Annotated in this window: 26 protein-coding genes; 11 read left to right on the top strand and 15 right to left on the bottom strand. The window is 69.0% G+C overall.

What is annotated here, in order from left to right; all coding sequences use genetic code 11:
- Positions 1-219: 219 nt before the first annotated feature.
- Both EV655_RS08310 and EV655_RS08305 read left to right on the top strand, forming a co-directional pair.
- Entirely contained in the window at positions 220-816 is a 597-nt protein-coding gene (locus EV655_RS08310) for a hypothetical protein (RefSeq protein ID WP_132543725.1), read from the top strand.
- Between the two features lie 93 nt (positions 817-909).
- On the top strand, positions 910-1,374 hold the full coding sequence (locus EV655_RS08305; protein ID WP_132543723.1) for a YdcF family protein: 465 nt from the start codon (positions 910-912) through the stop codon (positions 1,372-1,374).
- Here EV655_RS08305 and EV655_RS08300 read toward each other — a convergent pair.
- The 5 genes from EV655_RS08300 to EV655_RS08280 form a co-directional block, all read right to left on the bottom strand.
- Positions 1,352-1,756 (bottom strand): hypothetical protein, encoded by a 405-nt coding sequence (locus tag EV655_RS08300; RefSeq protein WP_132543721.1) that lies wholly within the window; start codon positions 1,754-1,756, stop codon positions 1,352-1,354. The two genes, EV655_RS08305 and EV655_RS08300, sit on opposite strands and share 23 nt — an antisense overlap.
- Positions 1,757-1,845: 89 nt before the next feature.
- Complete coding sequence (locus EV655_RS08295) at positions 1,846-2,166, bottom strand: antibiotic biosynthesis monooxygenase family protein (protein WP_132543719.1); 321 nt, start codon at positions 2,164-2,166, stop codon at positions 1,846-1,848.
- Between the two features lie 27 nt (positions 2,167-2,193).
- Positions 2,194-2,601 (bottom strand): universal stress protein, encoded by a 408-nt coding sequence (locus EV655_RS08290; RefSeq protein WP_132543717.1) that lies wholly within the window; start codon positions 2,599-2,601, stop codon positions 2,194-2,196.
- 64 nt (positions 2,602-2,665) lie between these two features.
- Positions 2,666-3,298 carry a ParA family partition ATPase gene (gene parA, locus EV655_RS08285; RefSeq protein ID WP_132543715.1) on the bottom strand — a complete coding sequence of 211 codons (633 nt, stop codon included), beginning with the start codon at positions 3,296-3,298 and terminating at the stop codon, positions 2,666-2,668.
- A 60-nt stretch (positions 3,299-3,358) separates the two neighbouring features.
- Positions 3,359-3,958 (bottom strand): carboxymuconolactone decarboxylase family protein, encoded by a 600-nt coding sequence (locus tag EV655_RS08280; RefSeq protein ID WP_132543713.1) that lies wholly within the window; start codon positions 3,956-3,958, stop codon positions 3,359-3,361.
- A 147-nt stretch (positions 3,959-4,105) separates the two neighbouring features.
- Between EV655_RS08280 and EV655_RS08275 the strand changes: the two genes are divergently transcribed.
- Positions 4,106-4,795 (top strand): hypothetical protein, encoded by a 690-nt coding sequence (locus EV655_RS08275; protein ID WP_165905306.1) that lies wholly within the window; start codon positions 4,106-4,108, stop codon positions 4,793-4,795.
- Between the two features lie 217 nt (positions 4,796-5,012).
- Positions 5,013-5,789, top strand: a complete 777-nt coding sequence (locus EV655_RS08270; protein ID WP_132543709.1) for a Hint domain-containing protein — start codon at positions 5,013-5,015, stop codon at positions 5,787-5,789.
- Positions 5,790-5,802: 13 nt separating this feature from the next.
- Here EV655_RS08270 and EV655_RS08265 read toward each other — a convergent pair whose 3' ends face one another.
- Complete coding sequence (locus EV655_RS08265; protein ID WP_132543707.1) at positions 5,803-6,303, bottom strand: Lrp/AsnC family transcriptional regulator; 501 nt, start codon at positions 6,301-6,303, stop codon at positions 5,803-5,805.
- 196 nt (positions 6,304-6,499) lie between these two features.
- Between EV655_RS08265 and trxB the strand changes: the two genes are divergently transcribed.
- Together trxB and EV655_RS08255 are read left to right on the top strand one after the other, a co-directional pair.
- Positions 6,500-7,480: a thioredoxin-disulfide reductase gene (gene trxB, locus EV655_RS08260; RefSeq protein WP_132543705.1), complete on the top strand. Its 981-nt coding sequence runs from the start codon at positions 6,500-6,502 to the stop codon at positions 7,478-7,480.
- Positions 7,481-7,686: 206 nt separating this feature from the next.
- Positions 7,687-9,396: a bifunctional sulfate adenylyltransferase/adenylylsulfate kinase gene (locus EV655_RS08255; RefSeq protein ID WP_132543703.1), complete on the top strand. Its 1,710-nt coding sequence runs from the start codon at positions 7,687-7,689 to the stop codon at positions 9,394-9,396.
- Between the two features lie 190 nt (positions 9,397-9,586).
- Here the strand turns inward: EV655_RS08255 and EV655_RS08250 are convergent, their stop codons facing one another.
- Both EV655_RS08250 and EV655_RS08245 read right to left on the bottom strand, forming a co-directional pair.
- Positions 9,587-9,814, bottom strand: coding sequence for a DUF1150 family protein (locus tag EV655_RS08250; RefSeq protein ID WP_132543701.1), 228 nt, complete (start codon positions 9,812-9,814; stop codon positions 9,587-9,589).
- A 20-nt stretch (positions 9,815-9,834) separates the two neighbouring features.
- A complete protein-coding gene (locus tag EV655_RS08245) occupies positions 9,835-10,248 on the bottom strand; it encodes an Hsp20 family protein (RefSeq protein ID WP_132543699.1) in 414 nt (137 codons plus the stop codon).
- A gap of 173 nt (positions 10,249-10,421) precedes the next feature.
- Between EV655_RS08245 and EV655_RS08240 the strand changes: the two genes are divergently transcribed.
- From EV655_RS08240 to EV655_RS08230, 3 genes are read left to right on the top strand one after another with little or no spacing between them, the layout of a single operon-like run.
- The gene (locus EV655_RS08240) at positions 10,422-10,640 is read left to right on the top strand and encodes a YdcH family protein (RefSeq protein WP_132543697.1); all 219 of its coding nucleotides are present in this window, start codon (positions 10,422-10,424) and stop codon (positions 10,638-10,640) included.
- Between the two features lie 48 nt (positions 10,641-10,688).
- Positions 10,689-11,177, top strand: coding sequence for a 5-(carboxyamino)imidazole ribonucleotide mutase (purE, locus tag EV655_RS08235; RefSeq protein ID WP_132543695.1), 489 nt, complete (start codon positions 10,689-10,691; stop codon positions 11,175-11,177).
- Positions 11,170-12,252 (top strand): 5-(carboxyamino)imidazole ribonucleotide synthase, encoded by a 1,083-nt coding sequence (locus tag EV655_RS08230; RefSeq protein WP_132543693.1) that lies wholly within the window; start codon positions 11,170-11,172, stop codon positions 12,250-12,252. Before purE ends, EV655_RS08230 begins: the two co-directional genes overlap by 8 nt.
- Here EV655_RS08230 and EV655_RS08225 read toward each other — a convergent pair.
- Positions 12,241-12,963 carry an esterase/lipase family protein gene (locus EV655_RS08225; RefSeq protein WP_132543691.1) on the bottom strand — a complete coding sequence of 241 codons (723 nt, stop codon included), beginning with the start codon at positions 12,961-12,963 and terminating at the stop codon, positions 12,241-12,243. The two genes, EV655_RS08230 and EV655_RS08225, sit on opposite strands and share 12 nt — an antisense overlap.
- Before the next feature lie 77 nt (positions 12,964-13,040).
- Between EV655_RS08225 and EV655_RS08220 the strand changes: the two genes are divergently transcribed.
- The gene (locus EV655_RS08220; RefSeq protein WP_132543689.1) at positions 13,041-13,487 is read left to right on the top strand and encodes an NUDIX domain-containing protein; all 447 of its coding nucleotides are present in this window, start codon (positions 13,041-13,043) and stop codon (positions 13,485-13,487) included.
- Between the two features lie 36 nt (positions 13,488-13,523).
- Here EV655_RS08220 and EV655_RS08215 read toward each other — a convergent pair whose 3' ends face one another.
- The gene (locus tag EV655_RS08215) at positions 13,524-13,994 is read right to left on the bottom strand and encodes a hypothetical protein (protein WP_132543687.1); all 471 of its coding nucleotides are present in this window, start codon (positions 13,992-13,994) and stop codon (positions 13,524-13,526) included.
- 35 nt (positions 13,995-14,029) lie between these two features.
- Positions 14,030-17,233, bottom strand: coding sequence for a CHAT domain-containing protein (locus EV655_RS08210; RefSeq protein ID WP_132543685.1), 3,204 nt, complete (start codon positions 17,231-17,233; stop codon positions 14,030-14,032).
- 341 nt (positions 17,234-17,574) lie between these two features.
- Between EV655_RS08210 and EV655_RS08205 the strand changes: the two genes are divergently transcribed.
- Positions 17,575-18,690 carry a THUMP domain-containing class I SAM-dependent RNA methyltransferase gene (locus tag EV655_RS08205; protein WP_132543683.1) on the top strand — a complete coding sequence of 372 codons (1,116 nt, stop codon included), beginning with the start codon at positions 17,575-17,577 and terminating at the stop codon, positions 18,688-18,690.
- 31 nt (positions 18,691-18,721) lie between these two features.
- Here EV655_RS08205 and EV655_RS08200 read toward each other — a convergent pair whose 3' ends face one another.
- The 4 genes from EV655_RS08200 to EV655_RS08185 all read right to left on the bottom strand — a co-directional run bounded on the left by EV655_RS08200 (position 18,722) and on the right by EV655_RS08185 (position 22,516).
- Positions 18,722-19,567, bottom strand: coding sequence for a glycosyl hydrolase (locus tag EV655_RS08200; protein ID WP_132543681.1), 846 nt, complete (start codon positions 19,565-19,567; stop codon positions 18,722-18,724).
- A gap of 178 nt (positions 19,568-19,745) precedes the next feature.
- Positions 19,746-21,143 (bottom strand): FAD/NAD(P)-dependent oxidoreductase, encoded by a 1,398-nt coding sequence (locus EV655_RS08195; RefSeq protein WP_132543679.1) that lies wholly within the window; start codon positions 21,141-21,143, stop codon positions 19,746-19,748.
- Positions 21,136-21,441 (bottom strand): (2Fe-2S)-binding protein, encoded by a 306-nt coding sequence (locus EV655_RS08190; protein WP_243645027.1) that lies wholly within the window; start codon positions 21,439-21,441, stop codon positions 21,136-21,138. The genes EV655_RS08195 and EV655_RS08190 overlap by 8 nt, the downstream gene beginning before the upstream one ends.
- Positions 21,416-22,516: an NAD(P)/FAD-dependent oxidoreductase gene (locus EV655_RS08185; protein WP_132543675.1), complete on the bottom strand. Its 1,101-nt coding sequence runs from the start codon at positions 22,514-22,516 to the stop codon at positions 21,416-21,418. The genes EV655_RS08190 and EV655_RS08185 overlap by 26 nt, the downstream gene beginning before the upstream one ends.
- Positions 22,517-22,520 lie beyond the last annotated feature (4 nt).

The following is a 22,520-nucleotide window of genomic DNA, read 5'->3' as shown; positions in this document are numbered from 1 at the left end:
CGGTAACGGGCGGGCTTGGGCTTGCTCATGCCACCCGTCTAACCGCATGGATTCGTGATGTGAATCCTTCACGGCGAGAGTTCTGCAACAATGCCCGATCGGAACCGCGTCGGAATTGCATCGGACTTCCATCGGACTTTTTCGGACCCGGTGCGCGGTTAACGTGGCGGGCGGTGGGAAACGGGTGCGGGGTGGCGGGCTATGGAACGGAGATGCAGCATGACGAACGAAGAACGAAAGTGCGCTATCATTGACCTTGATAGCCTTCCAGAGAAATGGCCGACGAACCGTCATGCACCAGAATTTTGGGAAGAGCTTGGAAGAACCATCGCGACCTTTGGCTTTCTTGAAGAGGTCTTGGGAAAGGCGATTTTTGCTCACACCGCCACGCGGCGCTATCAGACCGAAGCCGAAGCGCGAGCCGCTTTTGAGAAATGGCTTCCGACGCTTGAAAATGCGCTGAAAGAGCCTTTGAACAATCTTGTGGATGCGCTTGCGAAGGCCGTTCGCGAAAATACGGAAAACACGACTACGAACTTTGACGAACTGGCCGAAGATCTTAAAAAGGCTTCGAAGATCAGAAACGTCATCTGCCACGGGTCATGGCGAAGCCCTGATGGTCAAGGCTTTTCCTTACCCTTATTTGTGAACAAGCAAAAAGAGAGCTTTGAGACACCCATTGATGTTGCCTTTCTCCGTCAAGTCCAGCGCCATGTCGCCGAACTTGCCTGTTCAGTGATAAATACGGTAACCCACATGGGATTTCAGTTTCCAGGCGGCATAGGGCCGGGCGAGCCGATTTTTCCCCGCAAATGAGCAAGCGTAGGGTGGGTGTCAACCCACCGCCCTCCCCCCACCACGCGCCAGCGCCCCATTGACCCCGCCGCCCGGCGCGGCCACGCTGTGTGCATGACCCATGCGATCCTGATCCTCGGGGCGATGATGCGGGCGGACGGGGTGCCGGGGGCGGCGCTGGTCCGGCGGGCGCGGCATGGGGCGCGGGTGTGGCACGCGGCCCCCGACGCGATCGTGGTGGCGAGCGGGGCGAATGGCGAGGCCGCGGCGATCGCGGCGATCTGCCGGGCCGAGGGGGTGGCGCCGGGCCGGATCGTCGAGGAGCCCGCCGCCCGCACCACCGCCGAGAACATCGCGTTCGCGGCCCCGATCCTTGCCGCCCGCGGGATAACCCGCGTCACGCTGGTGACGGATTACTACCACCAGCCGCGCGCACGCCTGCTGGCGCGGCGCGCCGGGCTGGCGGTCACGCAAGCCGCGCCGCGCCATGGAATCGGGCGGCCGCACCGGCACGCGGCCCTGCTGCTGCGCGAGGCGGCGGCCTATCTGGTGGCGCTCAACGCCAGACCTCGACCGTGACGTGGTCGCCGCGCCCGCCCCGGCCCCAGATCCGCACGACCACGCTGGCCCCGCCCACGACGATGTCGCGCGCGGCGGCGGGGTCCATCCAGCCGCGCATCAGCATCTGTTCCATCGCGCCGCGATTGGCCATGTCGGCGAAGAACCTGTCGCCCTGGTCGCCCGGATCGCGCAGCCCGTAGCGGTGGAAATTCGCCCGGTCCTGGCGCAGGATCTGCCAGGGCTCGGTCAACCGCAGGCCCTTGGAGTTGTAGAGGTCGCGCTGGCCGATCACCGCGACATATTCCTCGAGCAGGTCCTGGGCGGGCGCCACCCCGGGGGCGAGCGCTGCGGACAGCGCAAGCGACAGGGCAAGGGCTGTGGAACGTAATGGGGATGGCATGGGCGGAACCTCCGGGTCGGGCGCGTCGGGTTGGCCTGTCCGGTGCTTGCAGGCCGATCCCGCAAGGACCCGGATCAAGGCCGCGCCGCTTAATTGAAACAGGCGAACACGTCGTACATCACCGGCTCGAAATTCTTGCACAGTTCCGCAAGGCGGCGGTTCCTGACGCGCATCTCGTCCGAGCGCAGCATCGCCTGGAAATCCTCGCGCCGGGTCCATTGCGAATAGTTGGCGATGCGGGTCTGGGCGTCGTTGACATGCAGCCCCGCGCCGATGAAGCCGGGCTGTTTCGAGATGAAGTTGGTGTAGGCGTCGTGCAATTCGTCCAGCAGGTCCTGGCAGGTGCCGGGGGTCACCTCGAAGGTGGTGATGATCGTCTGCAACTCGGCGTCGCGCGAGATGGTGGGCATGATGACCTTCCTTTCGATCCTGGAAAACTAGCGCACGACATGCACCGAGCAGGGCGCGTGGCGCACCACCCGGGCGGCGGTCGAGCCGAGGAAATAATCGCGCAGCCCCGGCCGGTGCGAATGCATCACGATGCAGTCGACGGCGTGCCGCTCGGCATAGTCCACGATGGTCATGCCGGCGTGGCCGGTGACCACCCGGATCTCGACATCGGGCACGCCCTGAAGCTCGCCCTCGAGATCGGCGCGGATCGCCTCGCGGGTGTTGGCCTCCTGGCCCTCGGACAGGTATTGCGCGACATAGGGCGGGATCGCCTCGGCCACGGTCAGGATGGTGATCTTGCCGTCGCTGGACCGAAGCTTCCGGGCCAGCGCGAGAATCTCGTCCAGATGCGGGCCGTGGTCGACGGCGACGGGAACCAGAATGTTGCTGTACATGGGCTTTGCCCTCCCTTGGCCCATCTAGCATGGCAAAGCCGGGGAGGTGCAACCTTGACGCAAATCATGTGGGCGCGAAGGCAAGCACCTCGTCGGCCAGCGCGGCGATCTCGGCGGCGGCCGGGCCCTTGCGCGCAGCTTCCTGCACGCCGCGGCCCTGGCCCAGCGTCTCGGCATAGGCCACCCGGTTGGCCAGCCGGGCGGTGGCCAGCGTGGCGGCCAGTTCGGCGGCGGCGTCGGCCACTTCGACGGCCAGCCGGGTGCCCTCCTTGATGCGGTTCAGCACGACCAGCGCCGCGCGGTCCTCGCGCCGGGCGAGGTCGAGGACGCCCTCGGTGGCCCAGAGGTCGACATGGCTGACCGCGACCGGCACCAGCACCAGGTCGGCGGCGCGCAGCGCGGGGCGCAGGTCGCTGTCGGCCTTGGGGGGCGTGTCGATCAGCACGATGTCGTTGTCCCGGGCCAGCTTGGCGGTCTCGTATTCCACGCCCCAGGCCGAGGCGGTCGAGAAATCCATGTCGGGCTCGGCCGAGGCGATCCGGGTCATGAACCAGCGCCCGAGGCTGCCCTGCGGATCGGTGTCGATCAGCCCGACATTCAGGCCCCGGCGGGCGAAGGCCACGGCGAGGTTCGCCGCGAGCGTCGTCTTGCCCGAGCCCCCCTTCTGCTGTGCGATGGTGATGATCATGCCGGTCATGTCCGCCCGCCCTTCTTGCTGCGGCGCAGCATAAGACCCCGGCCGGGCCTTGCCCAGCCCCTATTCGGCGCGGTGCTTGCCGATCTGCCAGCCGGTGGCGGCAAGCAGCCGGTCGGCGGTGGCCACCGGCAGGTCCTCGAGCGCCGAGCCCATCGAATCGTTCCAGCGGTTGAGAAAGCCGAAGAGCGCGATCACGGCCATGATCTCGACGATGTCGCCGTCCGACCAGTGCGCCGTCAGGCGGGCCTCGATCGCCGGCGTGACCCCGTTCGGCACCTCGGCGGCGGCGCGGGCGAAGGCGAGCGCGGCCTTCTCGGCCTCGGTGAAATGAGGCGACGGCTCGAAGTCCCAGACATCGCGCAGCCGCTCCTCGGTCGCGCCGAAGCGTTCGGCGCCGAGGATCGTGTGCGCCTGGCAGTAGCGGCAACCGGAGGTGAAACTGGTGACATAGCCCAGCAGCCGCTTGAACTCGGGGGTGACGGCGCCCTCGCAGGTCATCACCGCGATGTTGAGGGCGGTGAAGGCCTGCGCGATGGCGGGCCGGTGCGCCATGGTCCGGACCGAGTTCGGCACGACCCCCAGCGGCCCCTTGAAGAACTGCACCGCCTCGCGCAGCCCCGGTTCCATCTCGTCTTCGCCCAGCGGTGCAACCAGCGGCATGCGCCCTCCCCCTTGCCTGTTGCCAAGGGAACGCGCGGGCAGCGGGAAATGCAAGCGATCCTGGCCGTGGTAAACGGATGGTTAACGCTTTGCGGCCGAGACTGGCGGAAAACGGGGTGCGGGATGCGACCGGCTGCCTTGCTCGGGATGGGGATCTGGCTTGCCGCGGCGGGGTCTGCCGCGGCGGGCGCGTGGCTGCGCGAGGACGGCGCGGCGATGCTGGCCTTCTCGCACGAAGTCATGGAAGGCGGGGGCGGGCACTATACCGCGGTCTACGGGGAATACGGTCTGTCCGAACGGCTGACCATCGGGATCGACGCCGGCATCGGCGCGGCGCCGGATGATTGGAAGGCGGTGGCCTTCGCGCGCATGGGCCGCGAATTCGACTGGCTGCCAGGGCGCGTGGCGGCCGAGATCGGCCTCGGCGCGGCGGGGTCGTCGAAGGCCAGCGTCGCCGCCATCGTCCAGCCGGGATTGAGCTGGGGCCACAGCTTTGAAACCGGGGCCGGCTGGGCCTGGGTCAACCTGGATGCCAAGGGCGTGTTCCACCTTACCCCCTCTTCCGAAGAGGCGCCGGCGACCACCGCCGGTCTGCCGATGGCGCTGGACGAGGGCTGCAAGATCGACCTGACGCTGGGGCTGAACCTGAGCCCGCGCAGCCAGCTCAGCCTGGAAATGCGCTTCGAGGATCCCGCCGAGGGCGCGCGCAGCCTGCGCCTGGTGCCGGGGATCGCGCGCAGGCTGGGCACGCGCGGCTGGGTGACGCTGGGCGGGATCGTGGACCTGAGAAACGACGGCGCGCTGGGGCTGGTGCTGGGCAGCCGGATCGACTTCTGACCGGATCCATCGCCGATTCGGAACCGGGACGGCCTTTTTCGCCGCACTTTCCCGCGCTGGCGGACAATCGAAGTCCTGCCCCCCGCATTGCCCGGCCGCCCCGGGAAAATAAACCGTTAAATTTTGACAGACCGGATCGGGCGGGTCACAAGGGGGTGTCTCTCTGCACATTGGTGGGGGCCGATGCAGTTGTGACAGGACCGGAAGGACTGATCGCATGGCGACCCACGACCGTCACGACCCGCTGGCCATCCCGACCCAGCGGCCGACCCATCCGGCGCAACGCGGGCCGCGCGACGACGGCCTGCCGATGCGCCGCTACGAGGTGCACGGGCTTTGCCCGGACGGCTATCCGCAGCACTTCATCCGCGCCCTGCCCGCCGAACCTCATGTCGACGAGGCCTTTGCCGCCTTCGCCCACGGCACGCTGATCGCAACGCCCGGCGGCCCCGTGGCGGTCGAGGACCTGGCCCCGGGCATGACGCTGGCCACCGCCGATGCGGGCGCCCGGCGGCTGATGTGGGCGGGCTCGACGGTGCTGATGCCGATGCCGGGGGCGATGCGGGGCGATCTGCCGGTGCTGACGCGGGTGACCGCGGACAGCCTGGGGCTGGGCCGCCCGGCGCCCGACCTGATCCTGGGACCGCGCGCGCGGATGCTGTTCCGGCATCCCGGCTGCCACGAGATCCTGGGCACCGGCCAGGCCTTCGGACCGGCCGCGGCCTTCGTCGACGGGGTCTCGCTGATCGGGCTGCGGATCACGCACCCGATCCGCGTCTTCCACCTGGCGCTGGAGGCCCAGCATATCCTGATCGCCAACGGCATTGAGGTCGAAAGCTACCACCCCGGCGACAACGCCGCCGCGCTGATGGATCCTGCCGCGCGGCAGCGCTTTCTTGCGCTGTTCCCGCATCTGTGCGGGTTCGAGGGTTTTGGCCCGATGACCCTGCCGCGATTGACCGCCTTCGAGATGGAGCGGATGCGCACCGCCTGAGACCGGCGCGCGTTCAGGCGCTGCGGCTCAACCGTTCTTCCATCACGTCGAAGGGGACACCCGGGTCGTCCTTGGCGCAGCGGATCACCAGCGAGGTCTTGACGCTGACCACGTTCTCGGCCGCGGTCAGTTCCTCGGTCAGGAACCGCTGGAAGGTCGACAGGTCGGGCGCCACGCATTTCAGGATGAAATCCACCTCGCCGTTCAGCATGTGGCACTCGCGCACCAGGGGCCAGGCGCGGCAGCGGTTCTCGAACCGGGTCAGGTCCACCTCGGCCTGGCTTTGCAGCCCGACCATGGCGAAGACCTGCACCTCGAAGCCCAGCGCGCGGGTGTCGACATCGGCGTGATAGCCGCGGATGTAGCCCGACTCCTCCAGCGTGCGCACCCGGCGCAGGCAGGGCGGTGCAGAAATGCCGACCCGGCGCGCCAGTTCGACATTGGTCATGCGCCCGTCCGCCTGCAATTCGGCCAGAATCTTGCGGTCGATCGCGTCGAGCTTGGCTCCGGGCATCCTGCTCCCCCTCGAATTTTTGCGGATCATAGGTTCGGGCGGCGACTTGCGCAATAATATTTCGCGTCTGCGCAAGATTTTAACATCCCCTGTTCCGCGCAAGCCTGCGGCCGATCGGCACGGCGGGGCTTCCATGGGGCGGGTCCGGGGGCTATATCGGCCCGGGCGCGGAAAACCGCAAGACGGGAGAACGGCGATGGGCGAGACGCGGCACTCGAAGGTTCTGATCATCGGCTCGGGGCCTGCGGGCTATACCGCGGCCGTCTATGCCAGCCGCGCGATGCTGGAACCGGTGCTGATCCAGGGCATCCAGCCCGGCGGCCAGCTGACCATCACCACCGAGGTAGAGAACTGGCCCGGCGAGACCGAGATCCAGGGCCCCGAACTGATGCAGAAGATGGAAGCCCATGCCAGGGCGATGGGCGCCGAGATCGTGTCCGACATCATAACGTCGCTGGACCTGTCGCAGCGCCCGTTCCGCGCGGTGGGCGACAGCGGCACCACCCATACCTGCGACGCGCTGATCCTGGCCACCGGCGCGCAGGCGAAATGGCTGGGCCTGCCATCCGAGGAAAAATTCAAGGGCTTCGGCGTCTCGGCCTGCGCCACCTGCGACGGGTTCTTCTATCGCGGCCAGGAGGTGGCGGTGATCGGCGGCGGCAATGCGGCGGTCGAAGAGGCGCTGTTCCTGACGCGGTTCGCGTCCAAGGTGACGCTGGTCCACCGCCGCGACGAGTTGCGCGCCGAAAAGGTGCTGCAACACCGGCTGTTCACCAACCCCAAGGTCGAGATCCTGTGGGACCATTCGCTGGACGAGGTGGTCGGCTCGGAGACGCCGCTGGGGGTCGAGGGCATCCGTGTGCGCCATGTCCATACCGGCGCACTGACCGAAATACCCTGCAAGGGCGTGTTCATCGCGATCGGCCACGCGCCCGCCTCGGAACTGGTGAAGGACCAGTTGGAAACCCATATGGGCGGCTATGTGGTGACAGAGCCGGATTCCACCGCCACCTCGATCCCCGGCGTCTTTGCCGCGGGCGATCTGACCGATCACAAGTATCGCCAGGCCGTCACCTCGGCCGGCATGGGCTGCATGGCCGCACTGGAGGCTGAGCGTTTCCTTGCCGAAGCGGGCCTGGACGATGTCGGGGCAGGATCTGCGCGGCAGGCCAGCTGAGACCGGCCCGCGGGAACAGCGATCCGGCGGCGTGGACGAGTCGTGAACGATCTTCGCCGAAACGATGCATTTCCGCCGATTTCGCCCCTGAATCACGGACCGGCCGCGCTTCGGCTTGAACTTTGCCGCAGTTGCACGGTATGGCCCCCGCGACGCCGGGGCGGCCCGGCCATCCTCCGTTTGCGCCCAGGAAATCAGGTTCTCCGATGTCCCTTTCAAACCTTTCCCCGATTCCCGAACTCTACGTCTCGCCCGAGAGCGCCCAGAAACTGAAGGTCGAGGCGGGCGACCTGCCCAGCTGGGATCTCACCCCGCGCCAGATCTGCGACCTGGAACTGCTGATGAATGGCGGGTTCAACCCGCTCAAGGGCTTCCTCGGACAGGCCGATTACGACAGCGTCGTCGAGACCATGCGGCTGGCCGACGGCACGCTGTGGCCGATGCCGATCACGCTGGACGTCTCCGAAGAGTTCGCCGCGAAGATCGAGCCCGGCCAGGACATCGCGCTACGCGACCAGGAGGGGGTGATCCTGGCGATCCTGTCGGTCTCGGACAAATGGGCGCCGAACAAGGCCCGCGAGGCCGAGAAGGTGTTCGGCGCCGACGACCTGGCCCACCCGGCGGTCAACTACCTGCACCACACCGCGGGCAAGGTCTATCTGGGCGGGCCGGTGACCGGCATCCAGCAGCCCGTGCATTACGATTTCCGCGCCCGCCGCGACACGCCGAACGAGTTGCGCGCCTATTTCCGCAAGCTCGGCTGGCGCCGCATCGTCGCCTTCCAGACCCGCAACCCGCTGCACCGCGCGCACCAGGAACTGACCTTCCGCGCCGCGCGCGAGGCGCAGGCGAACCTGCTGATCCATCCCGTCGTCGGCATGACGAAACCGGGCGATGTCGACCATTTCACACGGGTACGCTGCTACGAGGCGGTGCTGGACAAGTATCCGCAGGCCACCACCACGATGAGCCTCTTGAACCTCGCGATGCGCATGGCCGGTCCCCGCGAGGCGGTCTGGCACGGGATCATCCGCCGCAACCACGGCTGCACCCATTTCATCGTCGGGCGCGACCACGCCGGCCCCGGCAAGAACAGCCAGGGCCAAGACTTCTACGGCCCCTACGACGCCCAGGAGCTGTTCAAGCAATACGCTGGCGAGATCGGCATCGAGATGGTCGATTTCAAGCAGATGGTCTATGTGCAGGAAAAGGCGCAGTATTTCCCCGTGGACGAGGTGCCGGAAGGCTCGACCGTGCTGGACATCTCGGGCACCGAGCTGCGCCGCCGCCTGCGCGAGGGGCTGGACATCCCCGACTGGTTCTCGTTCCCCGAGGTGGTGACGGAACTGCGCCGCACCTCGCCCCCGCGCGCGCATCAGGGCTTCACCGTGTTCTTCACCGGGCTGTCCGGATCGGGCAAGTCGACCATCGCCAACGCGCTGATGGTCAAGCTGATGGAGATGGGCGGTCGTCCGGTGACGCTGCTCGACGGCGACGTGGTGCGCAAGCACCTGTCCTCGGAACTGGGCTTCTCCAAGGAACACCGCGACATCAACATCCGCCGGATCGGCTATGTCGCCTCCGAGATCACCAAGAACGGCGGCATCGCGATCTGCGCCCCGATCGCGCCCTATATCGCGACGCGGCGCGCCGTGCGCGAGATGGTCGAGGCCTACGGCGCCTTCTGCGAGGTGCACGTGGCAACGCCCATCGAGGAATGCGAACGCCGCGACCGCAAGGGGCTCTACAAGCTCGCGCGCGAGGGCAAGATCAAGGAATTCACCGGGATCTCAGACCCCTACGAGGCCCCGGAGATGCCCGAACTGCGGGTCGACACGACCGGCATCGACGTGGACAACTGCGCCCACCAGGTGATCCTCAAGCTCGAACAGATGGGGCTGATCGCGGGCAACTGACACCTCGCCAGAGGGCCGCGCCGCTCACCCCGGCGCACCCTGCCGCCTTCTTCTGGCTTCAAATATCCCCGCCGGAGGCCCCGCGCGCGTCAGCGCGCGGCCCGGCCCAACGCCGGACAAGCGGGGCGCAAGCCCCGCGCGGGCCGGGGGCGGGAGCATCCCCGCGATCCGGTCCGCGACGCCCGCGGCCTCAGTGCACGTTCACGGGCGCCAGGTCGTTCTGTCGCGCCAGCGCAAAGGCCAGATTGCGGTCCCTCACCAGCGCCAGCCGCTCGCCGCTCGGCGTGTGCAGGGCGTACAACTCATCCATACCCTCGGCCTGCCGCCGCAGCTCTTCCGGCAGATCGGCGACCTTGACGGGGCGCACATAGACGATGCGCTCGCCCCCCTCGGGCAGAAGATCGTATTTCGTGTCCATGACTGCTCCCTTCCCTTCTCTCATGCCTTGTGGATGCGGATCGTCTGCACCACGCTTTCGGGCACCGCGCGCTCGAGATCCACGTGCAGAAGGCCGTTCTCCATCGTGGCCCCAGACACCTCGACGCCATCGGCCAGCACGAAGCTGCGCTGGAACTGGCGTGCGGCGATGCCGCGGTGCAGGAACACGCGCTCGGCGCCGTCCTCGGCCTGGCGGCCGCGGATCACCAGCTGCCGATCCTCGACGGTGATCGCCAGATCCTCCTCGCGAAAGCCCGCCACGGCCAGCGTGATGCGATACCCCGTTTCCGAGGTCTGTTCGATGTTGAAGGGTGGATAGCCCTCGTTGCCGGATTTGGCGGTCCGTTCCACGAGGCGCTCAAGCTGCTCGAACCCCAGAAGGAAGGGATGCGAGCCGAGGGTCAGTTTCGACATCTGTGCAAGTCCTTGAACAAGCGACCTGAAAGTCATGGGGCCCCGCATCGGCGGCGGCTTCGCAGGAATATGGGGCCACCCGGCGCCTGCCGCAAGACCGCTTCCCGCAGGCGGCCAAACCGGATATCCTAAACACCTTGACGAAACGCAGCGACTCAGCCCCGGGATCCTCGATGAACATCGCGAGTGAAATGAACTCCGAAGAAGTCCTGCGCGTGAAGCTGGAGGTGCTGCGGCGCGAGCATCGCGATCTCGACGACGCGATCCGCGCGCTTCAGGACAAGGGAACAAGTGACGCGTTCACGCTGGTGCGGCTGAAGAAGCAGAAGCTCGCGCTCAAGGACCGCATCGCGCTGATCGAGGATCAGTTGACGCCTGACATCATTGCGTAGGTCTCGAACGTCTCTATAGTGCCCGCTCGCGAATCCGGGAGGGCACGCATGGCGGACGTGAAAGTGGGCATCATCATGGGCAGCCAGTCGGACTGGCCCACGATGAAGGAGGCGGCCGATATCCTGGGCGCGCTTGACGTGCCGTTCGAGACCCGCATCGTCTCGGCCCACCGCACCCCAGACCGTCTGTGGGACTATGGCAAGACCGCCGTCGAACGCGGTCTTCAGGTCATCATCGCCGGCGCCGGGGGGGCGGCGCATCTGCCCGGCATGATGGCGTCGAAGACCCGCGTGCCGGTGATCGGCGTGCCGGTGCAGACCCGGGCGCTGAACGGTGTCGACAGCCTTTATTCCATCGTGCAGATGCCGAAGGGTTTCCCGGTTGCCACCATGGCGATCGGGGCGGCGGGGGCAGCCAATGCCGGGCTGATGGCGGCGCAGATCCTGGCGCTGACCGACCCGGCGCTGGCCGGTCGGCTGGACCGCTGGCGCGCCGATCTTTCGGCCTCGATCCCCGAGGAGCCCGCCGATGACTGAGCCGCTGGCCCCCGGCGCCACCATCGGTATTCTCGGCGGCGGCCAGTTGGGCCGGATGCTGTCGGTCGCGGCCTCGCGGCTCGGCTTTCGCTGCCACTTCTACGAGCCCGCCGCCGAACCGCCCGCCGCCGATGTCGCCCACCGGGTGACGACCGCATCCTACGGGGACAGGGAGGCGCTGGCCGCCTTTGCCGCCTCGGTCGATGTCGTGACCTACGAGTTCGAGAACATCCCCACCGCTGCGCTGGATGCGATCGAGGCGCTGGTCCCGATCCGGCCGAACCGCCGCACGCTGGCCGTGTCGCAGGACCGGCTGACCGAAAAGGCCTTTGCCTCGGAACTGGGTCTGATGACCGCGCCCTTCGCCGCCGTGGATGACGCGGTCGATCTGGCCGAGGCGATGGCCGAGATCGGCCTGCCCGCGATCCTCAAGACCCGCCGCCTGGGCTATGACGGCAAGGGCCAGGCCCGGATCGACCAGCCCGAGGATGCGCCCGCAGCCCTGGCCGCGATGGGCGGGGCGCCCGCGATCATGGAGGGCTTCGTGAGCTTCACCCGCGAGATCTCGGTGATCGCCGCGCGCGGGCTGACGGGCGAGGTCGCCTGCTACGATCCCGGCCTGAATGTGCATCGCGACGGCATCCTGCGCACGACCACCGTGCCCGCGCCGCTGACGACGGCCCAGCGCACCGATGCGGTGCTGCTGGCCGGCCGCCTGCTGAACGCGCTGGACTATGTCGGCGTCATGGGGGTTGAGCTTTTCGTCACGCCCCGCGGCCTGCTGGTCAACGAGATCGCGCCACGGGTGCACAATTCCGGCCACTGGACCCAGAACGGCTGCGTGATCGACCAGTTCGAACAGCATGTCCGCGCCATCGCGGGCTGGCCGCTGGGCGACGGGACACGACATTCCGACATCGAGATGGAGAACCTGATCGGCGACGATGTCGACAAGGTGCCCGCGCTGGCGCGCGATCCGGCGGTGGCGATCCACCTCTACGGCAAGGCCGAGGCCCGGCCGGGCCGAAAGATGGGCCATGTCAACCGCCGCCTCGGACCCGCGTCACTCCAGTAGCCGCCCAAGCGCCTTGGCAAGGCCGAGGTCCGGCTCGAACCGCCCGGTCCGCAGGAAGGCAATCGTCTGGGCGATCACCCGCGGGTCGTTCGGCATGAAGGTATGGGTCACAGGCAAGACCAGATGCGCCGCCATTCCCTGCACCCGGGTCGAGGCGACCGATACCTTGCCGTCGTCGTTCCCCGGGATCAGCGCCGAATAAAGCGGGTTGAGGCTTTGGTTGCCCGCGATCACGCCCAGCGGAAAATCCACCGGCCCCAACCGGTTCGGCAGGCTGCGCGGCCCGGTGCCAAGCTGCATCCCCGCCGGGCCGTTGATCCATTCGAAGGGTTTCAGCGCACCCAGCGCATCCACCAGTTCCGAGCCGGAATTCGGCGGGCCCAGCATCACCACCCGGCCGAGATTGGCGGGGCGATGATCCGCCAGCCAAAGCCGCAACAGGATGCCCCCCATCGAATGGGTCACGACATCGATCCGGGCGACCGGCCCACATTCGGCGAACGCCTGCGGCAGCACGCCGGTCAACGCCTCGACCGGCGCTTCGGTCGACGGATAGCCCGCGTTCACCACCCGAAAGCCCTGACGGGACAACGCCTCTTGCATCAGGATCAGCGAGTCGGGACTGCGCGCCAGCCCGTGCAGCAGCACGACGCAATCGGCCCGCACCGGGGCGGCGAACAGGATCAGCCAGAGCAGGACAAGGCGCAGCATGGGGCCAAGCTATGCGCTGGGCGCACCGGTTGCGAGGGGCACTTGCGCAGGCGAGGCGGGGCGGGCAGTGTCGCGCCATGCCTGCCGCCTCACCCCGCCTCGCCGTCCGCGCGCTGATCCTGCACGAAAACCGGCTGCTGCTGGTCAATGCCTGGCCGGACGGGGTCAGCGACCTGTGGTGCGCCCCGGGCGGCGGGGTGGAACGCGGCACCTCGCTGCCCGTGAACCTGAGGCGCGAGGTGCACGAGGAAACCGGGCTGACGATCGAGGTCGGCGCCCCCTGCCTCGTCAACGAATTCCACGACCCGGGGCGCCCGTTCCACCAGGTCGACATCTATTTCCGCTGCACGATCACGGACGGCCGGCTTGACACCGCCTGGCGCGACCCCGAGGGGATCGTCACCGAACGCCGGTTCTTCGCCCGGGGCGAGATGGCGACGATCCGCTTCAAGCCCGACAGCCTGCCCGACGCAGCCTGGGGGACAGGCGTCCTCTACGATCCACTGGAGCCGCTGGTGCGCTAGCGGGGCGGATCGGCACGCGGGACGCCGATCCCCTGCTCAGGCCTCGTCGAGCTTCTCGCCCCAGAAGTCACAGACCTCGTCCCCGGCCGGCAGCAGGAACTTGCGCACGATCACCACCGAGGCGGCGGCCGCAACCGGCGGCGGCACCGCCATGCCCAGCAACAGCGCCGTGACCGCCCCGATGGCCGCCGCCTCGCCGACATTCAGCGCCTCGAACAGCTTCTTTCGGTCCGCATCCTCGCCCTGCCCGCCGCAGACCAGTTCGTAAAGCGCACGCGACCAGCGCGCCACGATGCGCCGGCCAAGGTCCTTCAGATCGTCGACCAGCCCCATATGGGTGCTGTCGTAATCTGGGTCGAGCATCGGCTGAAGGGCGAGCGACGGCTCGCGGGCTATGGCCTTCTCCTGCTTGCCCAGCATCACCAGCAGCGCCTCGTCGTCCTTTTCGGCGGCCAGCGCCTCGGCGGCGGCGATCGTCCGCATCTCGAGATCGGTGTCTGTCGTCATTGTCCCTACTCCTCCTTGTTTCATCTTGCCCGGAATCAGCCTTCGGGGGCGGTGATCCGCGCGTCTCCGCGTCCGTAAAGCGTGTAGAGCAGCGCAAGCGGGTTACGGTCCTGATGAAACGCGCGCCGCACCGCCAGCATCGCCGCGCCCAGCGGTTCGCCGTTCAGCAGCCGGGGCAGGAGCGCCCCGGCAAAGGCATCGGCAAAGATCGCGGTGACCGGACATTCGGTGCCGATCACCGCGACCGCCTGGCGATCCAGAAAGACGCCCGTCAGCCCCGACGAGACGCCGGGCAGCAGGTCGGCGGACTGGCAGGCATTCACGAAGACAAGCGGCCGCTTCGGCTGGCGAAAGAAGTTCGCGGCGCGCAGATCGGCCTCGCTGATCTCGGCATCCCCGGTGAACAGCCGCGCACCTGCCCCGGCCGAATCCAGGCGGTTGAGGAACGCGGTCCAGGGTTTCCGGTCGTCGTCGCCAAGATTTTCGGCAAGGCCACGGATCTCGCCGATCACATCCGCGCCAAGCGGCGCCGCGCGCGAGGCGGCGATGCCGTGGCAGAAGAAATAGATGATCTCGGGCGGGGCGGCGCTTTCCAGCGCGTCGAGCACCTGGTCCAGCGTAGTCGCGGGCAGGATCGTCGCGCCTGCCCCCGTCCCGGCCACCCTGTCCAGCGTGGCCGCATGGTTCACGACCCCCGCGAACCCCTTGTCGAGGGTGGCCAGAATCCGCACCGGCCCGGTCCCGGCGGCGGGCGGGCGGCGGCCCTGCGGACGCAGCAACTCGATCCGGTAGCGCAGGCCCCAAAGCCCGTCCGGGTTGGGCGGCTGCCCCCGCGGCGTCGGCTCGGCAAGAATCGCCCAGGGGAAGGCAAAGCTTTCGGCGTTGGGCTCGAAGGTCACCCTGAGGGCCGCGTCATCGGGCAGCGGCGCGGCGCGCAGCATCTCGCCCAGGGTTTCGGCCGCCCCCGCATCGGCGCCCCGCCGGTCCCCGAACAGCACGCGCCACGCGTCTTCGCCCAGCTTTCGCAGGTCGAAGCACTCTGTCCGGAATCCGCTCTTGGACAGCTTCTTGCGCTCGCTCATCTTGCCGATCACCAGCGCCGTCCAGTGCTGCCGCACCCGGGCCAGCAGCGCCTCAACATCGGCGGTCAGCAGCGTCCGGCCAAGGGGCGCCGCCAGCCGGGTCTCGCCATCGCGCCGGACGATGGCCTCGACGCCGAAGCCCAGCGGCTCGGGCCGGATGTGCAGCGCCAGCACGTCGCGGTCGGGCCCCGCATCGGGTTCCAGCGGCGGCAGCGTGCCCGCCGCCCGGCGCGTCGCCCAGATGCCGCCCTCGCGGCGCAATTCCAGCAGGTCGAGCAGGCGCAGATCGGCGGTGTAAAGCCGGATCGACAGCGACAGCGGATCGGGCAGGATCGCCGGGCTGCGAAAGCGGAAGAACGCGGGCGCGCTGTCCTGGTCGAAGGGCCAGGTCAGCGGCAACAGGCTGTCCTCGAAGGCAAGCGCCGCGGTGCCCGGGCCTGACAGGGCGACATAGACGGTGACGTCCTCGCGCCCCTTGCGCGGGCTTTGAACGGGTTTTGACGGCGCCCCCGTGATCCCGATCCGCCGGGCCCGGATCGCCACTTCGAGCGTATGCTTGCTTCCCGGGACAAGCGGCTCGGCGGCGGTCAGGCGGTTGGCATCGGGGACCGCGTCCCCGGGGTAGAAATGCCCGCGCAGCAGCGCGACATCGGTCTCGCGCGGGGTCTCCTCGGGCGCGGGGTCTTGCGGCGCCGTCTGCTGCGCGACCTCCGGTTCGGCATCGGCTTGGTCGGGCGCGCTTTCCTCCTCTTGGCCGCTCTCCTGCGGACCATCCTCGGCGGCATCGGTCCCCGCCTCGGTCGTCTCTTCCCAGAGGCCGTCCCCTGCCGTGGCGGAATCGGCTGCCGGGCCAAACGAGTCGTCCAACGAGGAACCGAAATCCGAAAAATCCGGCGACGCGCCCCCGAGGTAGCGGTCCGACTCGCGAGGGGGTGGGGACTTTTCAGGCGCGGGTGCGGTGATCGAGGGACGCGGCCGCAGCGGCGGCTCTGGCGCCATCTTCGGCACCCCGGCGCTCGGCACCGGCTCGCGGCGGCGCAGCTCGATCTCCAGCCGGGCCAGCGCCTCGCCTGCCATCGATTCCGCATCATAGAGAACCTTGCCGCGCGCGAGGGCCTGCTCGATCGCAGCGCCGAGTGCGGCCGGGTCGCGCGAATTGTCCTCGCCGATCCCGAGGGCCCAGAGTTGCAGGTCGTCCGGCAACGGGTCGCGATCGTCGCGCCCCAGCGCAACCAGCCGCCGGGCCGCCGCGCGCAGGCGGGCTGAAAGGCGCGCGCGGGCCATCTCTTCGGCATGAAACGCGGTCGAGAAGACATAGGGCAGCGGGGTCTGCCCGGCGATGCGGGCCGCCCAGTTCAGCGCCAGGTCGGGAGGCGCATCATGGGCAAGCTCGTAGATCAGCGCGGTCAGAAGCTCTGCATCGGGCGCCCCACCCCGCAGCCACGCCACAAGCGACGCGTCGCCCGCCGGCTGGCCGAAAAGCGCCTCGAACGGCGTTCCGGGCGGCGCGGCGGCAAGCACGATCCCGGCAAAGACGGACCCGGCGGGCAGCCCTGCTGGAAGAACCGCGATATCGCAGTCCTGCCCGGGGCGACCCAGCCGCGCGATGCCGCGCTGGATCGGGGGAAACGCCCCCCAGTCGATCGGCCACGCGGCGTCCCCGGCACCGATCACCAGCGGCCAGTCCCAGACGCCGACGCGCGGGAACCGATCCGGGCGCAGGACCGAGGCGGCCGCGATCATCTCCCGCGGCGCCTCGCGCCAGGGCGTGAAAGGGGCGAGACCTTCGAGCGGTGCCAGCAGCGTGTCCAGCACGGCGGGCAGGACCGCCGTTTCGGCCGGGCTCCAACCCGCATCCGCCGGGTGCAGCAAGAGCCGCACGGGGCCTTCGGCGGTGGTGTCGGCAAAGGCCGCGCGCCAGGCCAGGGCAAGGTCCGCGACCGAGGGCAGGCCGGCGGCGATCCGCGCTGGCGGCGGCATCTGCCAGTCGGCGCCGCGGGATCCAGCCGTCCGGGCAAGGTCTGCAAGCGCGGCACCGATATCCCGCCCGGACGAAAGTGCGCCGACGGCCTCAAGACAGCCGAGGGCGGCCAGGGCCTGCGACCGCGTGTCGGACCGCTCCAGGGTGGAGAGCCAGTCGTGCAAGGGATCGGACATGAAGACGGGTCCCGGGACAAGGCGGATCAGCCCCCGCGGGCGGGGACCGGTTCGGCATACGCGCCGCGGCGGGCGGACTGGTCACACGCCTGAAGGTTAACGCAGTTTCCCGGTTCCGCAAAGCGCCCCGGGGATCCTGACCCAAGGCCCGGAGCGGGAAGCGCCGTCCTTGATTTCGCCGCAATCCCGCGCAAAAGACACGCTTCCGCCCCGGTTCCGTTGCCCCCGGCAGGAAAGCGTCAACCATTCCGGACCAGGGCCCGCGCCCCGGTTCCGCGACGCCCGGGCCAGCCGTGCGCAGGGTGATCGACGCCGCCCTGATTGCGGGCTAAGGAGGCGGCATGGACAGGCCCGACGATCTTGACATCTTTCTTGCCGCCCCGCCGGGGCTGGAGCCCATGCTTGCCGAAGAGGCACGCGCCCTGGGCTTTCGCGACGCGACCCCGGCACCGGGCGGCGTTGCGGTGCGCGGCGGCTGGCCCGAGGTCTGGCGCGCGAATCTCTGGCTGCGCGGCGCGGGGCGGGTGCTGGTGCGCATCGCCGCCTTTCGTGCCCTGCACCTTGCCCAGCTCGACAAGCGGGCCCGCCGCGTGCCATGGCGCGACGTGCTGCGCGCCGACCGGCCGGTACGGGTCGAGGCGACCTGCCGGGGGTCGAAGATCTATCATGCGGGCGCCGCCGCCCAGCGGATCGAGCGGGCCATCGCCGAGGAACTGGGCGCACCCGTCGCCGAGGATGCCGCAATCCGCGTGCTGGTGCGGATCGAGGACGACCTCTGCACGATCAGCCTCGACAGTTCAGGCGAGCCCTTGCACCGGCGCGGCCACAAGCAGGCGGTCGGCAAGGCGCCGATGCGCGAGACGCTGGCCGCGCTGTTCCTGCGGGAGTGCGGCTATGCGGGCGGCGAACCCGTTGTCGACCCGATGTGCGGTTCGGGCACGTTCGTGATCGAGGCGGCCGAGATCGCCGCGGGCCTTGCCCCGGGCCGCAGCCGCAGCTTTGCCTTCGAGGCGTTTGCCGGGTTCGATGCGGCCGTGTGGGCGGCGATGCGCGCGGCCCCCGCCGGCCCCCTTCCCGCGCTGCGGTTTCACGGCTTCGACCGCGACCAGGGTGCGATCACGGCAAGCCGGGCCAATGCGGAACGCGCGGGCGTCGCCGCCATCACTGCCTTCGCCTGCCAGCCCATCGCCGCGCTTTCGCCGCCCGAGGGACCGCCCGGCCTTGTCATCGTCAACCCGCCCTATGGCGGGCGGATCGGCAACAGCAAGACGCTTTACCCGCTTTACGGAACGCTTGGAGAGGTGCTGAGAACGCGCTTTTCCGGTTGGCGCGTCGGGCTGGTGACCAGCGAACCGGCGCTTGCCCGGTCCACCGGCCTGCCCTTCGGACCGGATGGGCCGCCGGTGCCCCATGGCGGGCTCAAGGTGCGGCTTTACCGGACCGGCCCACTGCGGTGACCGCGCCCGGTACCGGGCGCGGTCTGCGCTGTCACTCGGCGCTGGCGATGGTGACGCCGGCGAAGGTGGCCATCGTCCGCTCGTAGACCCGCCCGACCAGCGTGGGGGCAAGGTCGTTGTCGACAAGGTTGATTTCGGGCGCCTGCCCCTTCCACGGATAGGGGTTGGCCGAGAACCAGGCATAGCGTTCGACGAAGGGCAGCCGTTCCATCATCCGCATCGCGCCCTCGGCAAAGGCGGCGTTCTGCTCGTAGCTTGCCCCGCGCGGCCGGTTCCAGTCGATATAGGCAAGCTCGGTCACCCAGATCGGCCGGCGGTATTCACGGTAGACCTGGGTCAGCCAGCGCCGGAACTCGTCGACGCTGCCATTCGTCGAGTAGTAGTGCACGGCCATGAAGTCGACGCGCAGGCCGCGCCGCTCTGCCTCGGCCATGAACCGGCCCTGCCATGATTTCGGTCCCAGCGTCTGGTCCCGCGACGTGGCCGGGCTGCCAAGCCTGAGGCCACGCGCCTCGAGCCTGGGCCAGAGCGCGACCGCCTGCTCGACGGACATGCCCGCCTGATGGCTTCCGCCATATCCGTCGGGCTCGTTGAAGCCAAGCAGCGTGGTCACCCGCCGGTCCGACTGGATCGGCTTGTCCACATCCTTTGCACCATGGATCATCGGCACGAACTCGACGTCGCGCCGATGCCGCTGGCGCGACCAGATCTGGTCAGTCCGCCAGTTGTAGTACCAGCCGAGCCCCGGAGTTTCCTCGATCCATTGGATCATCGTGTAGCGCGGGTTTTCCCACGCGCCCACCCCAGCCTTTTGGGCCAGGACCGGAGTCGACAACAAAAATACCCCCACCACGACAAGAAAGAGTTTCCTGAACATGACAGACCTCGCACACCAAGGACGAGGCTATCGGCGACTTGGGTTCAGAATGTGTCAGGAAATGTGAATCATCTGGAAAGGTATGGGGCGGTGGCGAGGCGGCGGCGGTGCCGGCGCCAGCCTGACCGCGAGGCCAAGCCACCCCTCTTCCCGCACGGCCGCAAGCCGGCCGAGGCGGTCATGCGGAGTCCTTGTCAGGCCCGGTCGGCGCCATCGCCGCGATCTCGGCCAGCGTGACGGGCTTGATCGGGGGGCGGATGCGGAAATAGCCGGTCTCGTCGGGGCTCTGGCCATTTGCCTCGGCAAGGATCGCGGTGACGGCAAGGCCGCAAAAGCGCCCCTGGCAGGGGCCCATGCCCGCCCGCCCGAAGGCCTTGGCCTGGTTCGGCCCCTTGCAGCCCAGGCGCGCATGGCGGCGGATCTCGCCCGCCGTCACCTCTTCGCAACGGCAGACGATGGTTCCGTCGGCCGGGCTGAGGGTCTGCGGCCCCGGCGGATAGGCCGCGTCGAGGAACGGGCGCACGGCGCGTTCGCGGGCAAGCGTGCGGAACAGCGGCGCGGCGCGGCGGTCGCGTTCGACCGGGTCGAGCCGGCCCAGCGCCGCCGCGGCGCAGAGCCCGACAAGGCGCCCCGAAAGTTCCGCGACCAGCGCGCCGCCGATTCCCGCCCCGTCTCCCGCGACATGGATGCCGGGCAGCGGAGTTTCCCCCCAGCGGTCATGTCGGGGAACGAAACAGCGCTGCGCCTGATCCCAGCGATGCGGCAACCCCAGCAACCGCGTCGCCTGGATGTTGGGCACCACGCCCTCGTGCAGCAGCACCGTCTCGCACGGGATGGTCCGGCGGCGGCCCCCGGCGGTGAGAGCCAGCGCCTCTGCGCGGCCTGCGCCGTCGACGGCAAGGTCGCGCGCGCCCCGGTGGCGCGGCACGCCCGCGCGTTTCAGCTCCGCGATCCAGCCCAGCCCCTTGGCCATCGACCGCCAGCCCCGAATCGCGCCGGGCAGATGCGGCAACGCGGCCAGCAGATCGCCGCGGGTCTGGGTCTCGACCAGCGCCAGCGGGGGCGTGCCCGCGCGCACCATCTGCGCGGCGATCAGGTAGAGCAGCGGGCCGCTTCCCGCGATCACCGCACGGCGCGGCAGGATACCAGACTGTTTCAACAGGATCTGCGCGGCCCCCGCGGTCATCACCCCGGGCAGCGTCCAGCCCGGGATCGGCACGGGGCGTTCCAGCGCGCCGCTCGCGATCAGCAGGCGGCGACCCCGGATTAGCGCCGCCTTGCCGTCGACGGAGTAGGCGATGGTGCGGTCGGGGTCGATCTTCCAGGCGGTTGCGCCCGGAATGTGACGGATGCGGGGATCAGCCAAGCCCTCGGCCAGCGGGCGGCCCGCGCGGTATTCGGGGCCGAGGATCGCCGCGCGGGCGGGGGGCACCGCGGTCACGTCGCGGTAGATCTGCCCGCCCGGGCGCGCCTGTTCGTCCAGCAGTGCGACGACAAGCCCCGCCCCTGCCGCCTCGGCCGCCGCAGCCATCCCGGCGGGGCCCGCGCCGAGGATCAGCAGATCGACCTCATCCATCGTGCAGGTCCCGCCCCGGGGCGCGTTCGACCACCAGCCCGTCGGTGACCCGCGTCATGCAGGCTTGGCGCGTGACGCCGTCGATCAGGACGAGGCAGTCGTAGCAGGCCCCCATCATGCAGAAGGGCGCCCGGGGCGCGCCCGAGACAGGCGTCGCGCGGAACACACGGACGCCCGCGGCCAGCAGCGCCGCCGCTAGGTTCGCCCCCTCGGGCAGGGCATGGTCGGTGCCGTCGAAGCGCACACTGACCCGGGGGCCGCCCGGATCCAGGTCAAGAAAGGGCGAAGCGTCGTTCACTGAACACCTCCAGATCGGGCGCGTCCGCCGCATCGTCTAGCCACGCGGGCAGGAAACGGGCATGCGCCGCGGCCAGCGTTATCCCGCTGTGGCAGGTCACCAGATAGGCGCCGGGCATCGTCGGGCTTTGCTGGTAGATCGGCAGCCCGTCCGGCGACATGATCCGAAGCGCACCCCAACTGCGGACAAGCTGGGCGCGGGCGAGGGCGGGATAGATCGCGACGGCGCGCGCGGCAATGGTGGCGGCGACCTCCAGCGTCACGGAATCGTCGAAGCCCACCTCTTCCTTGCTGTCGCCGATCTGCACGCCCCCCTCGTCCACCTGCCGGATGATGCCCGAGGGGCGGTTCATCAGCTTGGGCAGCTTCTCGGTGATCAGAACCTGACCCCGCTGTGGACGGATCGGGGCGGCAAATCCCAGCTTCGGCCCCAGGTCCATCGCACCGAGGCCCGCCGCCAGCACCACCTTGGCGGCGCAATGGCGCGTCCCGTCGGCGCAGGTCATGGCAAAACCGTCGCCGCCTGCGACATCGGTCACGACCTGCCCCGTCAGCACCCGCCCGCCCATCCGGCGCACGTCGGCGGCCAGCGCCTGCAACAGCCTCAGCGGATTCACGTGGCCGTCCTGGTGATGCAGGATCGCGCCCGCCACCTTCGGGCCGATCTTCGGCTCCTCGCGTTTCAGAGCGTTATGGCCCAGCACCTCGAACGGGTAGTCGCCGCCAAGCCGCGCCCTCAGCCCCTGGAAAAGGCGAACCTTCGCCTCAAGCTCTGCCTCGTCGAGGTGGAAATCGTAACCGCCCTCCTGCCGCAGCGCGAGGTCGCGGCCCGTGGCCTCGCCCAGTTCGGCGGCGAACCCGGCCCAGGCAGCGGCAGACCGCTGCGACCAGCGCGCATAGGCCGGTTCAGTCAGCCCCTTGGACTGCACCCAGACAAGGCCGAAATTGCCCCGGCTTGCCCGGAAACCGCCGTCGGAGCCGTCCAGCACCAGCACCCTGTGGCCGCGCTTCGACAGGCCCCAGGCCAGTGAGAGCCCAACCACCCCGCCACCGATGATCGCATACTCCGCGTCCAATGGC

Origin of the sequence: Rhodovulum euryhalinum (genome assembly GCF_004342445.1) — a bacterium.
Classification (GTDB): Bacteria; Pseudomonadota; Alphaproteobacteria; order Rhodobacterales; family Rhodobacteraceae; genus Rhodovulum; species Rhodovulum euryhalinum.
The sequence above is the reverse complement of the archived record's forward strand: the minus strand, read 5'-3'. Positions and strand labels throughout refer to the sequence as shown.